A 16112-nucleotide genomic window follows, 5' to 3' on the forward strand; every position below is an offset into this window, starting at 1 on the left:
GTTTAGCTACCCGAACCGAAGCCCTTCATCACCCCCCTGTTCGAGTTGCGGATAAAGTCAACGATCTCGTCGCGGATCTCCGTAGGCGCAAATTCTGCCTCTATCATATCCAGCGCCTTGGTCACATTGTTATGCTTTACAAAAAGCACCCGGTAAATCTCCTGAATCTCGTTGATTTTCTCAGATGAAAAGCCCCTTCTTCTTAAGCCCACAGAGTTGATCCCGGCATAAGAAAGCGGCTCCCGCGCAGCCTTAACGTAAGGAGGAACATCTTTACGAACCAAAGAACCGCCTGTAACGAAAGCATGAGCACCTACTTTTACAAACTGATGTATGGCCACAAGTCCGGCCAGAACCACATAGTTACCAATAGTAATATGCCCCGCCAACGTTGTGCTGTTCGAAAAGATGCAGTAGTCGCCCACTTCGCAATCATGCGCAATGTGCGAGTAAGCCTGGATCAGGCAATTGCTCCCAATCACCGTCTTCCACTTATCCTTCGTCCCGCGGTTAATCGTTACACACTCCCTGATGGTCGTGTTATCACCTATCTCAGCCGTTGTTACTTCTCCGGCAAATTTAAGGTCCTGCGGAACGCCGGAAATAACCGACCCCGGGAACACCCGGCAATTCTTTCCGATCCGCGCGCCGTCCATGATCACCACATTAGAGCCTATCCAGGTACCCTCTCCGATCACCACATCCTTATGAATCACTGCAAAAGGCTCGATAACTACGTTGTCAGCAATTTTAGCCTGCGGGTGTATATACGCTAATGGTTGTATCATGACGGAACTTCAGTGTCTTTAACTTTAACGATCTGTGCCATCATCTCTGCTTCTACCACAACTTTACCGGCTACCATTCCCACGCCCTTCATTTGGGCTATGCCCCTTCTGATAGGCTCCATCAAATCACATCTGAACACGATCGTATCTCCAGGAGAAACCTGGGCCCTGAAACGTACATTATCGATCTTTAAGAACAAGGTCAGGTAGTTTTCAGGATCAGGTACCGTGCTCAGCACCAGCACCCCGCCGGTCTGCGCCATAGCCTCAATCTGAATAACCCCGGGAAAAACCGGAGCGCCAGGGAAGTGCCCTTTAAAAAACTCCTCGTTCATAGTCACATTCTTCACCCCAACCACATGTGTTTTCGAGAGTTCGAGGATCTTATCGATAAACAAAAAGGGCTGTCTGTGCGGCAGAATATTCATGATCTGCACGGTGTCGTAAAGCGGCTTAACCGTTGGATCGTACACGTGCTGTACCTTCTTGTTCTTTTCTTTTTTAATAGCTGCTTTAATCTTCTTGGCAAAGGCAACGTTTGCGGCGTGACCAGGGCGCGCCGCCATGATATGGCCCTTCAGGTGAACCCCTACCAGCGCAAGATCGCCGATCATGTCGAGCAGCTTATGACGGGCCGGCTCATTCTGATAACGCAGTTCCATATTGTTCAGGATACCCTGCGGCGCTACTTCCATGGCTGTGCGGTTAAAGATCGTAGCCAGGTGATCCAGCTCATCTTTAGTCACCTCCTTATCCACAATCACAATCGCATTGTTCAGGTCGCCCCCCTTAATTAAGTTGTTCTGCAACTGATACTCCAGTTCATGCAAAAAACAGAAAGTCCGGCAGGAAGCGATCTCCTTTTTAAACTCTGCAATGCTTGTAATGCCCGCGTGCTGACTGCCAAGCACCGGCGAATTATAATCGATCATGCAGGTAAAGCGGTAATCGTCCAGCGGCATCGCTACAATCTCCACCTTCCTGTCGGCCTCGGTATAGGTAATATTATGCGGAATCTGGAAATACTCACGATCTACCGCCTGCAGTTGAGATCCCGCCGCCTCAAGCGCTTCAATAAACTGTATGGCACTGCCGTCCATAATCGGCGTTTCAGGCCCGTCCAGCTTAATCAGCACATTATCCAGGTCCATACCCACTAAAGAAGCCATCACGTGCTCCACTGTGCTTACGCTGGCCCCGTTTTGTGATATCGTCGTGCCCCTTGCGGTATCCGTTACGTTATCGCAATCCGCGTCAATAACCGGCTCTCCCGGCAAATCTATTCGTTGAAACTTAAAGCCGTGGTTTTCAGGTGCCGGACAAAACGTAAGTGTTACGTTTGCCCCTGTATGCAAGCCTACTCCCGTTACCGATACCTCGGTTTTTATCGTCTTTTGCTTAACATTCATGCTATTCTCTTGGTCTATTTTGTGTTCTTTAATGCGGTTAGCTCCTTAATTTTTGCCTCGAGCGCTGCAATCCTTTTTTCTACAGACGGAAGCTGTCTGAATATGACAGAAGCACGCATCCATTCGCGCAGCGGCTGCGCCGGACTACCGTGCCATTGTTTGTTTTCTTCTTCGATGTTGAAATTGATCCCCGCCTGGGCACCGATCTGCGTACCCTTAGCCAACGAAAGATGCCCTGCTATGCCCACCTGACCGCCAATCACCGCACGTTCACCTATTTTGGTACTGCCGGATATTCCCGACTGGGCGGCAACCACCCCATGCGCACCGATATCTGCATTATGCGCCACCTGGATCAGGTTATCGAGTTTTACACCCTGGCGTATAAATGTAGAGCCCATCGTTGCACGATCAATCGTAGTGTTGGCACCAATCTCCACATCATCCTCCACCACCACATTGCCAATCTGGGCAATCTTGGAATAAGTACCATCAGCCTGCGGGGCAAAGCCAAAACCATCGCTGCCAATCACCGCATTCGCATGAATCAGCACACGGTTTCCGACCACACAATTATGATAAATTTTAGCCCCCGCATATAATGTACAATCCGAACCAACCTTCGTGCCCTGCCCGATATACACCTGCGAATTGATCTTGGTATTGTCGCCGATCTCCGCATTCTCTGCGATATAAGAGAATGCCGCCACGTAAACATTGGCGCCGATCTTAGCTGTTGGATGAATAAAAGACGGTTGCTCTATGCCACTCTGCAAACGCGACTGGTCTACAGCCTCATTGTAGCGCTCCAGGAGCATGGAAAAAGCACTATACGGATCCGCCACTTTTATCAGTGTGCTCTTAACAGGTTGTGAGGGCACAAAGTCCCTGCTCACAATCACTGCCGAAGCACTTGTGCTATACAAAAAATTCTCATAGCGCGGATTAGACAAGAAACAAAGGGAGCCAGATTTACCGTCTTCAATCTTCGAAAGCTCACTTACTTTTGCATCTTCATCACCCTCAATGGTTCCGTCGATAAATTCGCTAATCTGCTTGGCAGTAAATTGCATTTTACAAAGTTAAATGTTAAATTGACATGAACAAATAAACTAACGGCGCGTTAAATCGACGCAGGATAGCATAAAATATACTTTCTAACGGTTTTATCGAGCGATTCGATATTCGACAGGTCGGAAGCTTTTGCAATATCAGTAGTTTGGTTATTTTTCATTAATATACTAATTCTTCCGCTTCCCGGATCGTACGCCCTGTTCGTAATGACATCCGTAAACACAAAATATTCCGCCTCTTCGGCCGTCAATTCCAGCTTTTCCATGGCCTGATCACGGATATTCAGCACCCGCAGCGGATCGGGAGCCTTGTTGCTAATCTCCACCTTATACAGATGGCGGTTTATCATCATGCTGCATAACGCCGACAGCACCTTGTCTTCATGCCCGCTCCAAACCTTCACCGCAGCAAAAATATCCTGATCATCAAGCTTCAAAAACTCCTTCAAATGACTTTGATCCTTAAAAAAATCCGCACTGTTCAGGTTCCGCGTAAGGAAATAAGCCAGGGAAGGCGTAGCAAACAGTTCTGCACCTGAAACAGCCAGCAATTTCGCCCGCTTTAAGATCTGCACCAGCATCATCTCGCCCGAAACGACCGTTTTATGCAGATACACCTGCCAGTACATCAGTCGACGCGCCACCAGAAACTTTTCAATGGAATAAATCCCCTTCTCCTCAATAACCAGCTCATCATTAAGCACATTAAACATCTTGATGATCCGGTCGGAACTGATCACACCCTCGCTCACGCCCGTAAAAAAGCTGTCCCTGTTCAGGTAGTCCATCCGGTCCAGATCCAGCTGACCAGAAACCAGCTGCGCAAGAAAAGGCTTGTGGTACTGCCCCTTAAAAATCTGAATAGCGCCGGTCAGCCTTCCCTCAAACTCCTCGTTCAGTCGCTCCATCACCAGCATCGAAATAGCCTCGTGCCTGATACCATGTACAAGCGAGTGCTCCAGGGCATGCGAAAAAGGACCGTGACCAATATCATGCAGCAAGATCGCCACCGTAGCGGCCTCTTCTTCCTCGGCGGTGATGTGCTGACCTTTATTCCGCAGCACCTCAATAGCCAAACCCATCAGGTGCATGGCGCCAAGGGCATGATGAAACCGTGTGTGCAATGCGCCAGGGTAAACCAGATGCGTCATGCCCAACTGTTTAATATATCTAAGCCGCTGAAAATAAGGATGAGAGATCAGGTCGAAGACGAAAGCTGAAGGTATATTAATGAACCCGTAAACCGGATCATTTATAATTTTCTTTTTGTTCAATAGGTGAAATAAATTTATACGGTACAAAAATTGCTATTTTTATTCACAACTCAAACTATCCGATACATGCAGGAGACCAAGATTCTATGGGCCGATGACGAAATTAACCTGTTAAAGCCGCACATCCTTCTTTTAAACGAGAAAGGCTATCAGGTAACCACCTTTACAAACGGCAACGACGCCCTCGAAGCATTTGGCAAAGAACATTTCGACCTCGTGTTTCTCGATGAGAACATGCCCGGACTAAGCGGACTGGAAACGCTGACGGCCATAAAGAACCTGAACAATGATATCCCGGTAGTCCTCATTACCAAAAGCGAAGAAGAAAACCTGATGGAAGATGCCATCGGCTCCAAAATTGATGATTACCTGATCAAGCCGGTAAACCCCAAGCAAGTATTGCTCACCATCAAGAAGCTGATCGACAATAAGCGCCTCGTTAGCGAGCGCACCTCGATGGCCTATCAGCAGGATTTCAGGCGACTGGGCATGACCTTAAACGACAAGCTTACCTACGAGGAATGGGTTGATGTGTACAAAAAACTGGTATTCTGGGAACTTGAGCTCGAAAAGCTCGACGATCCGCAGATGCACGAAATCCTCACCATGCAGAAATCGGAGGCCAATGCACAGTTTTCCAAGTTCATAGAAGACCACTACTTAGGCTGGGTAAACGGTCAGGATCAGGCCCCTTTACTGTCCAACGAGCTGCTCAAGAAAAAGGTGTTCCCGCTCATCAACAGTACCACACCTACCTTCTTTATCCTGATAGACAACCTTCGGTATGACCAGTGGCGCATCATAAACCCGCTCATAACCGAATATTTCCGGCTGGAAGAAGAAGACATTTACTCCAGCATCCTGCCCACGGCAACGCAATACGCTCGGAACGCTATTTTTTCGGGGCTTATGCCGCTGGAGATGGAAAAACGCTTCCCGGGGCTTTGGCAAAACGACGATGATGAAGGCGGCAAAAACATGCACGAAGAAGCATTTCTGGCCGACCAGATCAAGCGCAGCTTGCGAAAAGACTGCAAGTTCAGCTACCATAAAATCCTGACCTACGACGATGGCCGGGCACTTAACGACCAGCTGAACAACCTGCTTAAAAACGAATTCAACGCCATTGTGTACAACTTTGTCGACATGCTTTCCCATGCACGTACCGACATGCAGATGATCCGTGAGCTGGCCAACGACGACGCCGCATACCGCTCCCTCACCCTCTCATGGTTTGAGCATTCCCCGCTGTACGACCTGCTGAAACGCCTGTCGCAGAAAAACGTCAAGGTTGTCATCACCACCGACCACGGCACCATCCGGGTAAAAAACCCAAGCAAGGTGATCGGCGATCGTAACACAAACACCAACCTGCGCTACAAGCAAGGCCGCAATCTGAACTATAACGCCAAAGAAGTCTTCCTGATCAAAAACCCGCACGAAGCCCACCTGCCCAAAATCAACATCAGCTCCAACTATATCTTTGCGAAAGAAGACAAATACTTCGTGTACCAGAACAATTACAACCAGTTCGTCAACTATTACAACGAAACCTTCCAGCACGGAGGCATTTCCCTGGAAGAGATGATCATACCTATTGTAACATATACGACGAGGTAATGAATCGCCCCTCTTGCAGTCGTTATATTATTTTAAAGTAGACAACAACTCCCTTAATCCGATTACAGTAATGTTATGCGCCGTAGGATAGCTTTCCCCTTCAGGAACGACAATGTAGCTCCGGTCTGGCTGAAGGTCATCAATACAGCTTAAGAAGCCTCTTGACACAGACGGAACGTTCGACAGCTTAATTTCTATACACACCACCGGTCTGATGCCGTCAACCAAAACTAAATCACATTCTGCTCCCGCCTGAGTGCGGTAAAAGAACAGGTCGAGGTGAGCCGGCTTAGTCTGATAGATTTGCTCCACTACATAGCCCTCCCACGAGCTGCCCGCTACCGGATGGCCCAGCAACGCATCGAAAGAAGGAATATTTAGCAATCTGTGCAAAATACCCGTATCACGAATATATGTTTTAGGAGATTTGACCAGCCGCTTTTTTGCGTTAACAAACCAAGGCTGTAATCTCCTCACCATATAACCTCCTTCCAGAAAATCCAGATACTTCATCACCGTGGTTGCGCTTACACCCAACGAACGCGCAAACACCTCAGCATTTAACAAGTTTCCATTAGAGTGCGCTAGCATACTCCAAAAATTACGCAGGGTAACGGGCGACAAAGCCACACCAAACAACATCGCCAGATCCCTTTCCACATAACTCCGGATAAAGTCATTCAGCCACGCTTTACTATTCTCGTCATCAGTTGCAAGCAAAGCTTCAGGAAATCCCCCTTTAAACCAATGCGCTCTATAATTGAACTCGTTCTCTAGCTCTGTAATGCCAACCGGAGTAAGCTCCCTGTACGATATACGACCCGCCAGCGACTCCGACACTCCTCTCACCAATAGCGGCGATGCAGAGCCCAAAAGAACAAACCTCCCAGGTTTCCTATTGGCATCAATCAGCGGACGAAGTATGGAAAATACAGATGGCATCAGTTGTATCTCGTCGATAATTACCAGCGAATCCTCATACTGGCTCAGATAAGCATACGCATCGGCCAGCCTGGCCTGATCCGCAGGGTTCTCCATATCGAGATAAACATACTGCCGGTCATCCGAAGCCAGGTTTTTAGCCAAAGTAGTTTTACCCACCTGTCGCGGACCTAAGATCGCCACAGCAGGGGATTGACTTATTCTCTTTTTAATTTCCGCCTCAAGATTCCTCTTAATCATGATTCAAAGATACCGATTAACCTAGTAAATCCCAACTTTAAGTTTGGATTTACTAGGTTACTGCACTTTTACAAGGATACCCTTCATCTTATCCGCCTGGTATATCTTCTTGGAGAACGCAACATAATCTTTGTATTTCTCTGCCGCGTAAGTACGGTTTGTCATCGTTTTACGGCGCGTATACACCAAGGCATTATCCTTTGCAACTACGCTGGCCGTATACTTTCCGAACTCAGACTCAATGACCACATCCTTTGGTACAAACTCAACCTTGTAACCTTCCGGCAAGGTGTATATGATCTCCTCATCGTCGTCATAACTGTATTTAACAATGAAGGGCGTCTTTCTCACTTCCGAAAACTCCGGAGCAGAGCGTTGCTGCTGCAACAGGTTCAGCGTCAGAAACAACTTATCCGCACCCTTGGTGAGCAACTGCGACGACTTCATACTTAGCTTTTCCTGCATCACAGGCTCGCCCAAATCGGGCTGTACATAGCTGATATCGCCCAACTGAATATTCGGAATGCTCAACTCCTGAAGAAGCTTTTTGCGGCGATCCGTCGGATCAACGATCAGCATACTCATATTGTCTTCGTACTGCACACAGCCATATCTGGTATTAATGCTGATGTCTGCGTCCCCTTCACCTTTCAGCCTTACCGCTACCTGCCTCTTCAAAAAATTCTGCGCAGGGCGATATGCAGGCGTACGCGCCAACTGACCGCCTTTCTCTGTCACAAGCAACACCGTCCTATCAGAGTTTCCCTCCCCAATATAACCTGGAGGCAGATATCTGCTGGTACACTCCAGCCATACCGAATCTTTTTCCATTGGAACACACAAGATCATATGATTGCCCTGACTTATACTGGCAAATGATGAATCAAAAGAAGGCAAATCATGGCCTATGACCACCAGATGTGAACGGATTCCAACAGCTTCCAGCATCGCCTTCATGTAGTTAGAAAGGCCCTTGCAGTCGCCATAGTTCACAGCCGACACTTTTTCAGCAGAAATTGGCTGATATCCCCCAATACCAAGCTGAACGCCAACATATCGCGTATTTTGTTGCAGGTACCTGTACAGCACCGCTATTTTTTCCCGGTCCGACTTACAATCCTTCGTCAGGTTCGAAACATTCGCCCGCACCACATCCGGCAATTTTTGCGCATCCTTACTCAGGCCGTACATCCATAAGCCCAATTGCTCCCAGTTCTCAATGCTGGCTTTAGACTTATCATAATCGAACAAATTCGGCGCCGGCTTTACCCAAGGCGTAATATGATTGAGCCCTGCACTCATCGGCTCATACTCAAGCGCCTTCACCTGTCCGCAGCTCCAGGTATATTGAACCTTATCTTTCAGCGTAACAGAATCTGCCTTTAAACCCTGTCCCTGCTGATAACGAAACTTCAGGCTTCCCGGCACCGTAAATACAAAGCTCGACTTTTCGACCGCCATATTCCAGGCGTTTACAGGAATCCACGCGGGGTAAGTCCGGATCCCGTTGTAATCGACAGCATAACTGTATTCCACGGTGTACGGATAAACGGAGTGACTGAAGTCCGCGTACTTTACCCGATCGTCCTGATACAATGTGCCCTCCGACACGGCGCTCCTGTCCGAGAAGTCGGATGCCTTATACGTCCGTATCTTTTTACCCTGAGCATCGTAAACTGTCGCCTTAAGGTTATAGACATTGGAAAATTTATCATAATGCTCATACATCACCGCAGCCTCTTCACCACCCTTATTCAAAATGGTTGCTACCATTTTGTAAGTCATTGTAGCGCTCGAAGTACTCTTGACTTCGTAGCGAAGCTCTTCATTCCGGACCACTACCGACGCTCCCCGAAGCATATCTACCGCAATATTACTTACAGGATACGTCTCCTGTCCGACCGCCCTGCAAAGACACAACGCCAGGGCAAACAGCAAACTCAACTTTCTCATATTTTCTTTAACACAATCTGCTCCGCCTGCTTACGGACGATATTCTTAAACAATTCCTTTAACCCATGATACTCTTCATGCGTAAATACGGGCTTTTTAATGGCTATCTTACTCAAGATTGTAAGCACTTTACCCTCCATAGCACACATAAATGTAAATGAAGCAACGTCGTCCGGAAGCGATACCTTTTCATTCTTAGGCATCGTTTGAATCTGATAGCCCTCAGGAAGTTCCACCATGATACGGTAATTTTCCTCATTAGGGTAAGCAAAGTCGACCGGAAACTTCCGCTCTTCCAGCTTAAAGGGGTTTTCTTTTGTTTGCTCAAACAGCAGAGGTAAAAAATAAGCTATTTCCCCAGCCTCCTCCACATTGTCTTCAATGCGGACATCCATACTTTCCAAAAGCGGCTCCCCCGGCTTGTCCAGATTCGTGATCTCATAGTTTGCAATACCCATGCCTGGCCTGTCTGCCCGGTATCCCTTCAGATATTCATCCTGACTGCCCGCTGAAATAAACCTGTTTCGGTGCCTCAAGCCCGCATACTGACTCGACGAGAGGTAGAGCTTACCGCCTAGCAATTTCCCGCTTTCATCAAGTTTAAGATTATAGGTAATGTTGCTCCTGCTCATTTTTTCGTCATCTACAGAAATCCACTCAGAAGTCTCATTGTCGAGATCCACTTTCAATCCCTGATGGTTCAGGTTCTCAAAAGAGACCAATCCAGGCGCATGATTCCTGTCGGTGGCATCCAGAAACACACGTTTCCCATTGGTTTGAGCGGCAACAATCACATTATCAAAACCGCTAAGCATAGGCAGTCCCGGATGCGTTCCGTTGCTGCGTGTGCTCAGCAAAACGGGATAACTCTCAATTCCAGCCTCTTTAAGAAGTGCGAGCAATAACAGATTAATATCGGCCGAAGTCCCTGTTTTTTTATCGAATACCACCTTAGGGTTGGTCTGAGAACTAAACAGCCGCGTTTCCTCATTCCACTTCATGTTGGATTTAACGTAGTTAAAAACCTCCACCATTGCAGTGTCCTTATTACCGCTGATCTTCAGTCCTTCTTTAAACAGGGCCTTGGCGAAAGAGCGCCTATCGATAAAACGGCCGAAATTCTCGTCATCTTTCAAAACTTTAACAACCTTTGGCCAGGAACCCGAATAATCCTCGTAAGCCCGCCCCGGAATCGTAATAGAAGCCAGTTCAAACTCCACTTTACTTACATGATCCTCTATGGTCGTGATAAAAGGCTCAGTCTTAAGTCCGGGCACACTGTCGGCGTGATAATGCATATGGAGACAGTCGACATTCTCCTGTCCGCCATCGAAATAAAAATTTTTCAACACATATTCCTGGGCAGGGTTAAGATAAATATACCCCCCACCATTCACCCTGTACCTGTAAGCCTTTGGGATGGTAACATCGTATTGCGAATACAGCGTCGGAATAGTTCGTTGAAAATACCAGGGTCTGAGCGTAAAAAGGAAATCAGAAACAATCCTGTACTTATATTCTATGATGGAGCCCTCTTTCACATTAGGCAAGGCAAACTTTCTTATCGTCGAGTTTTTATCTGTCCTTTCTGTAAACTTCGCGTCTTTATCAATTGTTGAAACCACCATTTTACCATCCTCGCCCAGGTTATATGTTGCCGCCTCCATATTTCGCAGAGACGTGCCAGTACCCCCGGTCTGGTAAAACGGGAGCTCCAGGTTTCCGTAACTATACCCCTCCTTATTTAGAATCTTAAACCGGGTATGCCGGTCGAAAACGTACATCAGCCGACCGTTCGGCTTAAACTCGAAAGAGCCACTCCCCACATCAAACAAAACAACAGCCGATGCTGCCGAATCCTGACCAGAAACTGTGGTAGCAAATTCTTTGGGGTCAACGTTCCCGAATTTAAATGATTTTGATTTTATGGCCTTTTGACCAAAAGCAGCGCAGCAAGCAGATAGCAGCAAGCATACCGTGAGACGTTTAGATGGTTTCATTGAGCGAGTTATACGTCACTAATGTAAATAAAATTTCAGAAAGAAACGCGCTTATCATGTTCCAAGTGTACCGCAGCTTACCATTTCGCCAGTACCATTGTCCATATTGTATTTAATAGACAATTTGACCAAATTTGTCCCTGGCGTCCATCCGTTCCAAAAGGAAAGGCGAAAGACATTGCAGCAAAATAAATTAGATATGCTTACAGTACGCCCACAATACAAAACCGACAACGCAGGTAAAAAAATATCTGTGGTGCTCCCCATGAAGGATTTTAAAGCCATTATGGAAGACCATCCTGAATTTGTTCATTCAATTCTTCCATAAACAGAGTAGAGGGCCAAAAACTTTAAGTTTCCTTTCATTCGCGATATCCGGAAGTTCCCATCCAAAAAACCAGAAAGACAGGCAATACTATCGCCAAAATGACCAAAGCACCGCGCAACTTTCTTTGCTGTTCCGTTTCACTATCCTTCCAGCGTTCTGCGAAGCGCCAATATTTGCCTTTATAGCGAAGGTAATTGAGCGTTAATAAGATAACACCTATAGCTATACCAACCCCACCGCTACTGTTAACATGTTTGGCTGTTTCAGATAGTCCAAAAATCATTCTCAAAATTGAAAACACAAATGCTCCAAATGTGAGCCCTTGAATCATACTTACAGTACAAACAGCTCGAAAAGCATCAATCCCATCTTTCTTATAAAAGAACTTTGCAACCCTGTAAAATATGTAATCGAATACTATCATTATGAGTAGTTCTTAGCCAACCGATAAAAATTCTGTTTGGTAAAAACCTTTTCGTCCTCAATAGGCAAAGTCAGATCATTAATTAACAGGCTGGTAATTGTAAACCTCTTTCCGTTCTTCAAGAAAAGAACAACATGGCTATATTCCTCCCAAGGCGCTACACCCGACCTATTTGCGAACTTGTTACACGACATTGACCTTACCATCTTTTCTATATCATCAATCTTAAAGGTTGTCGTTACTCTTCGGTGGTAAATCTCAATTACTCCTTCGGAGGGCCAATAACGGACTATATCCCCGCGATTTACTAAATAATAATTAACATGAACAACTACCGTAGGCAAGACAAACATGACTATCACGCCGATTCCACCTATAGACCCTGCATCAGGATCAGAATTTGGTCTCCATTTTTTGTATAACCAACCGCCATTTAACCCAATAATTAAACCCAAAAAGATCAGCCATCCGTTATCAAGATGACTTTTTAAAGTCATCTTATATTCTTCCATATCTTCCATAGTTAGCGTTAAACATAATGCTTTTGCTGCGAAAAGGGTGGCCATTTTTGCTGAAACACCCACAGATTCCCGAAGGCAAAGGTTGTCCATAATTACCAGCTACCTATTAAATATATAAGAATATAGCCCTGCTGATGCAAAACCAAAGATAATGATAATCCATACCATTATTTTTATGGATACATTGTCCCACTTAGAGCCTTTAAGGCGGTCATATATGGCCTTGTATCTCGTATTATAAACAAATAGGTAAAAAAACATCGCTAAACATACCAGAAAGACCGTAAAACAAACTTCTATCGATAGCCTATTTCCGGTTAAGCTATAATTAAGAAGAGAAACTGCTGTAAGAACTAAACACCCCAAAGAAGTGCTCGTTATACAATATGCTGTTAAATAAGGAATGTCACTTTTATAACTACCATCTTTATAATAAACGTTATAGACATGGAAGTACATTACCTTTAGTACGTTCATTACAGATCAAAAGCTATAGACTGCCGTATTTCTGATACTTCATTAACAAAATCACAAAAAAACATGCAGCAAATGTAAAAATGATATAGAGAATGCAAATGAATTATTTAGCACTATTGTCATTATCTCGTATACGCTTAAAAACTTGCTCATACTTTTTCCCTCGGTAAAGCAAAAAATAATTAGCGCCAATCAAACTTAGCAAAATGAAAATAGCATTAAAGTTCAGGCTTGCTTCCTTATGCAAAACAAAATACGTTATGCCGTAATACCCGGTCATAAAGTTCAATAAGACTAGTAAAGCGCTTCCGTTTAACGAATAAATAAATGGATCAGCATCTCTGCGTTCGTAAAAGCGATATATGAAATAATTTAGGTAATAAAACAACCCCATGACTTATTTTAATTTACTAATAGGTCATAAATGAGCCCTACCTATAGGGGCAAACTTAGAAATCCCTTGGTTTGCACAAATGAAACTACAGTTGATATTTCCCTCAGCCAACACCGGTCAAATTAGTATGCCGTTAACTACTCCATGTACTAATGCCACCGCTAGAGCGCTAAGAGCACTGATCATTGAATAAATCAAGGCATACTTGATATTTTGCTTTCCATATTTTTTTATTAGCTTTTCATACCTATCGTTATGAAAGATTAAAAAGTAATTCAAAACCACAAAGGGAGACGCAAAACTTATTGTGAAATTAAAAAAATCATCCAACAAATGTCCTGGAAACAGATTAAGCTCAGTCAAAGGAAGACTAACGTCGGCAAGGTATTTTATTGCCATAAATACCACCCAGAAATTAAGAGAATTCATATGCGTATTGATAAAAAACACAGTCCAGTTCCAATTTTTATTCCGTGGATTATGTTTTTTAAAACTCAGAATCGCATCAACCCATATCAAATAATAAATATTTTTCACTTCAACATCTATTAGCTATTTAAAATACTTTGAATCATCACTTCCAAACCATTTCCTGGGTCCATAACTTCCTCCGAGAGAAGAAGCAACATCCCACAGCAATCGTCCTGTTCCATAAACCATTACAGCTTCTCCAACATACGGTATCTGTGCCCCCGTGTAGTAACTGGCTGCTGACGTCATAACTCCAACTATACCCACCCCCGCGTCTATGTTAAATTTAAGCTGCCGGCTTAGTATTGAATATTTTTGTGTAATCTGTGGTCAAAGTAATTGTGCCGTCAAAATAGCTCTTCTGTAGTTTATTTCCAGTACCATCATAAAAATAGCTAATAGTCGTCTTGAAACTAGGTACCCGGTCATCAGAAAATATCAGCAAGTACTGACAATGCCGACCTATAACTTGACGGCATTGTAGCAAGTTTTATAATTGATGGGAATTATTCAGGAGAACAGATGTTTGGAAGAGGTGTTAATTTAAACTGACAACAGTTCGCATTACACTTCCTCGGATCGATATGAGCGACGTTTATTTAGCAAATATCAAATCTCCATTTTTATATAGTCCCGCTAAAAGCATCAAACCAAAGCTGATTCCATAATACACAACGAATGCTAGCACAGGGTGCAATCCTGCACCGCGAACACGCTCTTGTTTTTCATGCTTCTCCAGAATTCTTTTATACCTTCCTTTATATGAATAGTAGAAAAGAATCACTAAGACTAATCCTATTGCAAAGGGAAGCTTATATTCTTTATTAAAAGACACATCTGCCCAACCTAACGCCTCTAAGAACAAAAGCACTGTAAATATATTAAACATCACACATACCACAACAAATACAATGGCTCCTAGTACTGGCATATTATCGAAGTTTCTTGATCTTACCGCCAACTGATATCCTTTAAAAAAAAGGTGATTATAAATCCACATAACTTTTCTTCTACTTCATTCTATTTTCTATAAAATTATAGTAAGAATCCCAAAAAAAATAATCGGCCACTCCGATACCTGCTGCCACCCCCCAGCCAACAACAGGTATAAAACTCCTTGTTTCCATTTTTTCCGGAATACCCATCTTAGTGGGCACTGTCTTTAATAACCTTATCAGCAGCGTTCTTTCAAATGTTTTTAAGATGCGTCAAATCCCCTAAGGACTTAACAGTTTGATTATAGAGCTTTTTGTTGAAATGTGGCTCGTCCAAAAAGAAATACCAAAATCCGGAAATATCATCCACACTTTTCGTCCGCAAAATTGAAACGAACTCCCCTGGCCTTTCAGAATAAAATTTTCTCAGCCCCTTCTGAAAGTAATTTACCGCATCCGCATCCCAATGCCCATTTTTTGATATCGATATTAGCTTATTGATAGCTTGATCTTGTCGTACAGCAATAACTGAGACGAAAAATGCACTAATATATTTTTCAGATGTTGAAAATAAAGGGGCTTCGCCTTTAACATCATCAAATCCAAAGACACGTTGAAACGTATTGAACGAAGACGGGAATTCTCGAAAAAACCGAACTCTCGTCTCGGCTGCCCCGTCAACTTGAACATCGGCAAAGGCCTTTTTCAAACCGCTCAAATCTTGAGTTTGCCCTCTCCAGACACAAACTAAGGCCAGCGATACACCTAACAATAACCTATTTAATATCTTCACTTTGTTATTATTGATATTCTACCGTGAAAACAAGGTCGTTTAAATCATCATCAGCGTATCCATCATTACAGTTGTAAGTTCTTACACCGTCTTTTTCTTCTATGTACATAGCACCGCCATTATGCCAATAGTGGGTCGTTCCATATTCGGTCTGCCAAACATTGTAAGTAACAAGCACTTTGTCTTTTGACTTAACCAACAACTGTAATTCTTTAGGCGCTGTATCTTCCCAAAGAACAATTTTTGTAGGTAACTTCTGACCGTTAACTTCAAACTCTCCTTTAGTTTGAAATACAATTCCCTGTTTCCATTTACTATTTGTTGATAGAAAATTAACCTTCAAGACAACCTTACTTGACGGCAAATTAATTCTATCAACCATTCGCAATTCCTTGCCTTGATACATTATTGGCTGACCCTTAACTTCTATAAATAATTTCTCAAATTCCATAGGGCCTTATATAAGCAGT

Annotated in this window: 15 protein-coding genes; 2 read left to right on the forward strand and 13 right to left on the reverse strand. The window is 44.3% G+C overall.

Annotation, left to right across the window (positions count from 1 at the left end):
- Positions 1-2: 2 nt before the first annotated feature.
- The 4 genes from lpxA to QEP07_RS10810 are packed head-to-tail and all read right to left on the reverse strand — an operon-like array spanning position 3 to position 4544.
- On the reverse strand, positions 3-788 hold the full coding sequence (lpxA, locus tag QEP07_RS10795; RefSeq protein WP_256002819.1) for an acyl-ACP--UDP-N-acetylglucosamine O-acyltransferase: 786 nt from the start codon (positions 786-788) through the stop codon (positions 3-5).
- Positions 785-2197 carry a bifunctional UDP-3-O-[3-hydroxymyristoyl] N-acetylglucosamine deacetylase/3-hydroxyacyl-ACP dehydratase gene (locus QEP07_RS10800; RefSeq protein ID WP_256002816.1) on the reverse strand — a complete coding sequence of 471 codons (1413 nt, stop codon included), beginning with the start codon at positions 2195-2197 and terminating at the stop codon, positions 785-787. Before QEP07_RS10800 ends, lpxA begins: the two co-directional genes overlap by 4 nt.
- 14 nt (positions 2198-2211) lie before the next feature.
- Positions 2212-3270 carry a UDP-3-O-(3-hydroxymyristoyl)glucosamine N-acyltransferase gene (gene lpxD / locus QEP07_RS10805; protein ID WP_285010098.1) on the reverse strand — a complete coding sequence of 353 codons (1059 nt, stop codon included), beginning with the start codon at positions 3268-3270 and terminating at the stop codon, positions 2212-2214.
- 50 nt (positions 3271-3320) lie between these two features.
- Complete coding sequence (locus QEP07_RS10810; RefSeq protein WP_285010100.1) at positions 3321-4544, reverse strand: HD domain-containing protein; 1224 nt, start codon at positions 4542-4544, stop codon at positions 3321-3323.
- A 66-nt stretch (positions 4545-4610) separates the two neighbouring features.
- On the opposite strand from QEP07_RS10810, the gene porX reads away from it, so the two are divergent.
- Positions 4611-6164: a T9SS response regulator signal transducer PorX gene (gene porX / locus QEP07_RS10815; protein ID WP_256002793.1), complete on the forward strand. Its 1554-nt coding sequence runs from the start codon at positions 4611-4613 to the stop codon at positions 6162-6164.
- 27 nt (positions 6165-6191) lie between these two features.
- On the opposite strand, the gene QEP07_RS10820 is transcribed toward porX, so the two are convergent.
- The 3 genes from QEP07_RS10820 to QEP07_RS10830 are packed head-to-tail and all read right to left on the reverse strand — an operon-like array spanning position 6192 to position 11299.
- Positions 6192-7346 (reverse strand): ATP-binding protein, encoded by a 1155-nt coding sequence (locus QEP07_RS10820; RefSeq protein ID WP_285010102.1) that lies wholly within the window; start codon positions 7344-7346, stop codon positions 6192-6194.
- Positions 7347-7403: 57 nt separating this feature from the next.
- Entirely contained in the window at positions 7404-9299 is a 1896-nt protein-coding gene (locus QEP07_RS10825) for a DUF3857 domain-containing protein (protein WP_285010103.1), read from the reverse strand.
- Positions 9296-11299, reverse strand: a complete 2004-nt coding sequence (locus tag QEP07_RS10830; protein ID WP_285010104.1) for a DUF3858 domain-containing protein — start codon at positions 11297-11299, stop codon at positions 9296-9298. The genes QEP07_RS10825 and QEP07_RS10830 overlap by 4 nt, the downstream gene beginning before the upstream one ends.
- Positions 11300-11498: 199 nt before the next feature.
- Between QEP07_RS10830 and QEP07_RS10835 the strand changes: the two genes are divergently transcribed.
- Positions 11499-11627 (forward strand): hypothetical protein, encoded by a 129-nt coding sequence (locus QEP07_RS10835; protein WP_285010105.1) that lies wholly within the window; start codon positions 11499-11501, stop codon positions 11625-11627.
- A gap of 34 nt (positions 11628-11661) precedes the next feature.
- Here the strand turns inward: QEP07_RS10835 and QEP07_RS10840 are convergent, their stop codons facing one another.
- The 6 genes from QEP07_RS10840 to QEP07_RS10865 form a co-directional block, all read right to left on the reverse strand.
- Positions 11662-12051 carry a hypothetical protein gene (locus tag QEP07_RS10840; protein ID WP_285010107.1) on the reverse strand — a complete coding sequence of 130 codons (390 nt, stop codon included), beginning with the start codon at positions 12049-12051 and terminating at the stop codon, positions 11662-11664.
- The gene (locus tag QEP07_RS10845; RefSeq protein WP_285010109.1) at positions 12051-12563 is read right to left on the reverse strand and encodes a PH domain-containing protein; all 513 of its coding nucleotides are present in this window, start codon (positions 12561-12563) and stop codon (positions 12051-12053) included. The genes QEP07_RS10840 and QEP07_RS10845 overlap by 1 nt, the downstream gene beginning before the upstream one ends.
- 997 nt (positions 12564-13560) lie before the next feature.
- On the reverse strand, positions 13561-13980 hold the full coding sequence (locus tag QEP07_RS10850) for a hypothetical protein (RefSeq protein ID WP_285010110.1): 420 nt from the start codon (positions 13978-13980) through the stop codon (positions 13561-13563).
- A 529-nt stretch (positions 13981-14509) separates the two neighbouring features.
- Positions 14510-14914, reverse strand: a complete 405-nt coding sequence (gene bfi1 / locus QEP07_RS10855; RefSeq protein WP_496196562.1) for a Bfi1 family immunity protein — start codon at positions 14912-14914, stop codon at positions 14510-14512.
- Between the two features lie 188 nt (positions 14915-15102).
- Positions 15103-15642, reverse strand: a complete 540-nt coding sequence (locus QEP07_RS10860) for a hypothetical protein (RefSeq protein ID WP_285010113.1) — start codon at positions 15640-15642, stop codon at positions 15103-15105.
- A gap of 7 nt (positions 15643-15649) precedes the next feature.
- Complete coding sequence (locus tag QEP07_RS10865) at positions 15650-16093, reverse strand: hypothetical protein (protein ID WP_285010115.1); 444 nt, start codon at positions 16091-16093, stop codon at positions 15650-15652.
- Positions 16094-16112: the final 19 nt, after the last annotated feature.

The sequence above is a fragment of the Pedobacter faecalis genome, from assembly GCF_030182585.1.
In the GTDB taxonomy this organism is placed as follows: domain Bacteria; phylum Bacteroidota; class Bacteroidia; order Sphingobacteriales; family Sphingobacteriaceae; genus Pedobacter; species Pedobacter faecalis.

Excerpts from the sequence above, each read along its gene's own strand:
- porX (WP_256002793.1), top strand. The coding sequence starts at position 4,611 with ATGCAGGAGACCAAGATTCTATGGGCCGATGACGAAATTAACCTGTTA.
- QEP07_RS10800 (WP_256002816.1), bottom strand. The coding sequence starts at position 2,197 with ATGAATGTTAAGCAAAAGACGATAAAAACCGAGGTATCGGTAACGGGA.
- QEP07_RS10825 (WP_285010103.1), bottom strand. The coding sequence starts at position 9,299 with ATGAGAAAGTTGAGTTTGCTGTTTGCCCTGGCGTTGTGTCTTTGCAGG.
- QEP07_RS10830 (WP_285010104.1), bottom strand. The coding sequence starts at position 11,299 with ATGAAACCATCTAAACGTCTCACGGTATGCTTGCTGCTATCTGCTTGC.
- lpxD (WP_285010098.1), bottom strand. The coding sequence starts at position 3,270 with ATGCAATTTACTGCCAAGCAGATTAGCGAATTTATCGACGGAACCATT.
- QEP07_RS10835 (WP_285010105.1), top strand. The coding sequence starts at position 11,499 with ATGCTTACAGTACGCCCACAATACAAAACCGACAACGCAGGTAAAAAA.
- QEP07_RS10840 (WP_285010107.1), bottom strand. The coding sequence starts at position 12,051 with ATGATAGTATTCGATTACATATTTTACAGGGTTGCAAAGTTCTTTTAT.
- bfi1 (WP_496196562.1), bottom strand. The coding sequence starts at position 14,914 with ATGTGGATTTATAATCACCTTTTTTTTAAAGGATATCAGTTGGCGGTA.
- QEP07_RS10865 (WP_285010115.1), bottom strand. The coding sequence starts at position 16,093 with ATGGAATTTGAGAAATTATTTATAGAAGTTAAGGGTCAGCCAATAATG.
- QEP07_RS10820 (WP_285010102.1), bottom strand. The coding sequence starts at position 7,346 with ATGATTAAGAGGAATCTTGAGGCGGAAATTAAAAAGAGAATAAGTCAA.
- lpxA (WP_256002819.1), bottom strand. The coding sequence starts at position 788 with ATGATACAACCATTAGCGTATATACACCCGCAGGCTAAAATTGCTGAC.
- QEP07_RS10845 (WP_285010109.1), bottom strand. The coding sequence starts at position 12,563 with ATGGAAGAATATAAGATGACTTTAAAAAGTCATCTTGATAACGGATGG.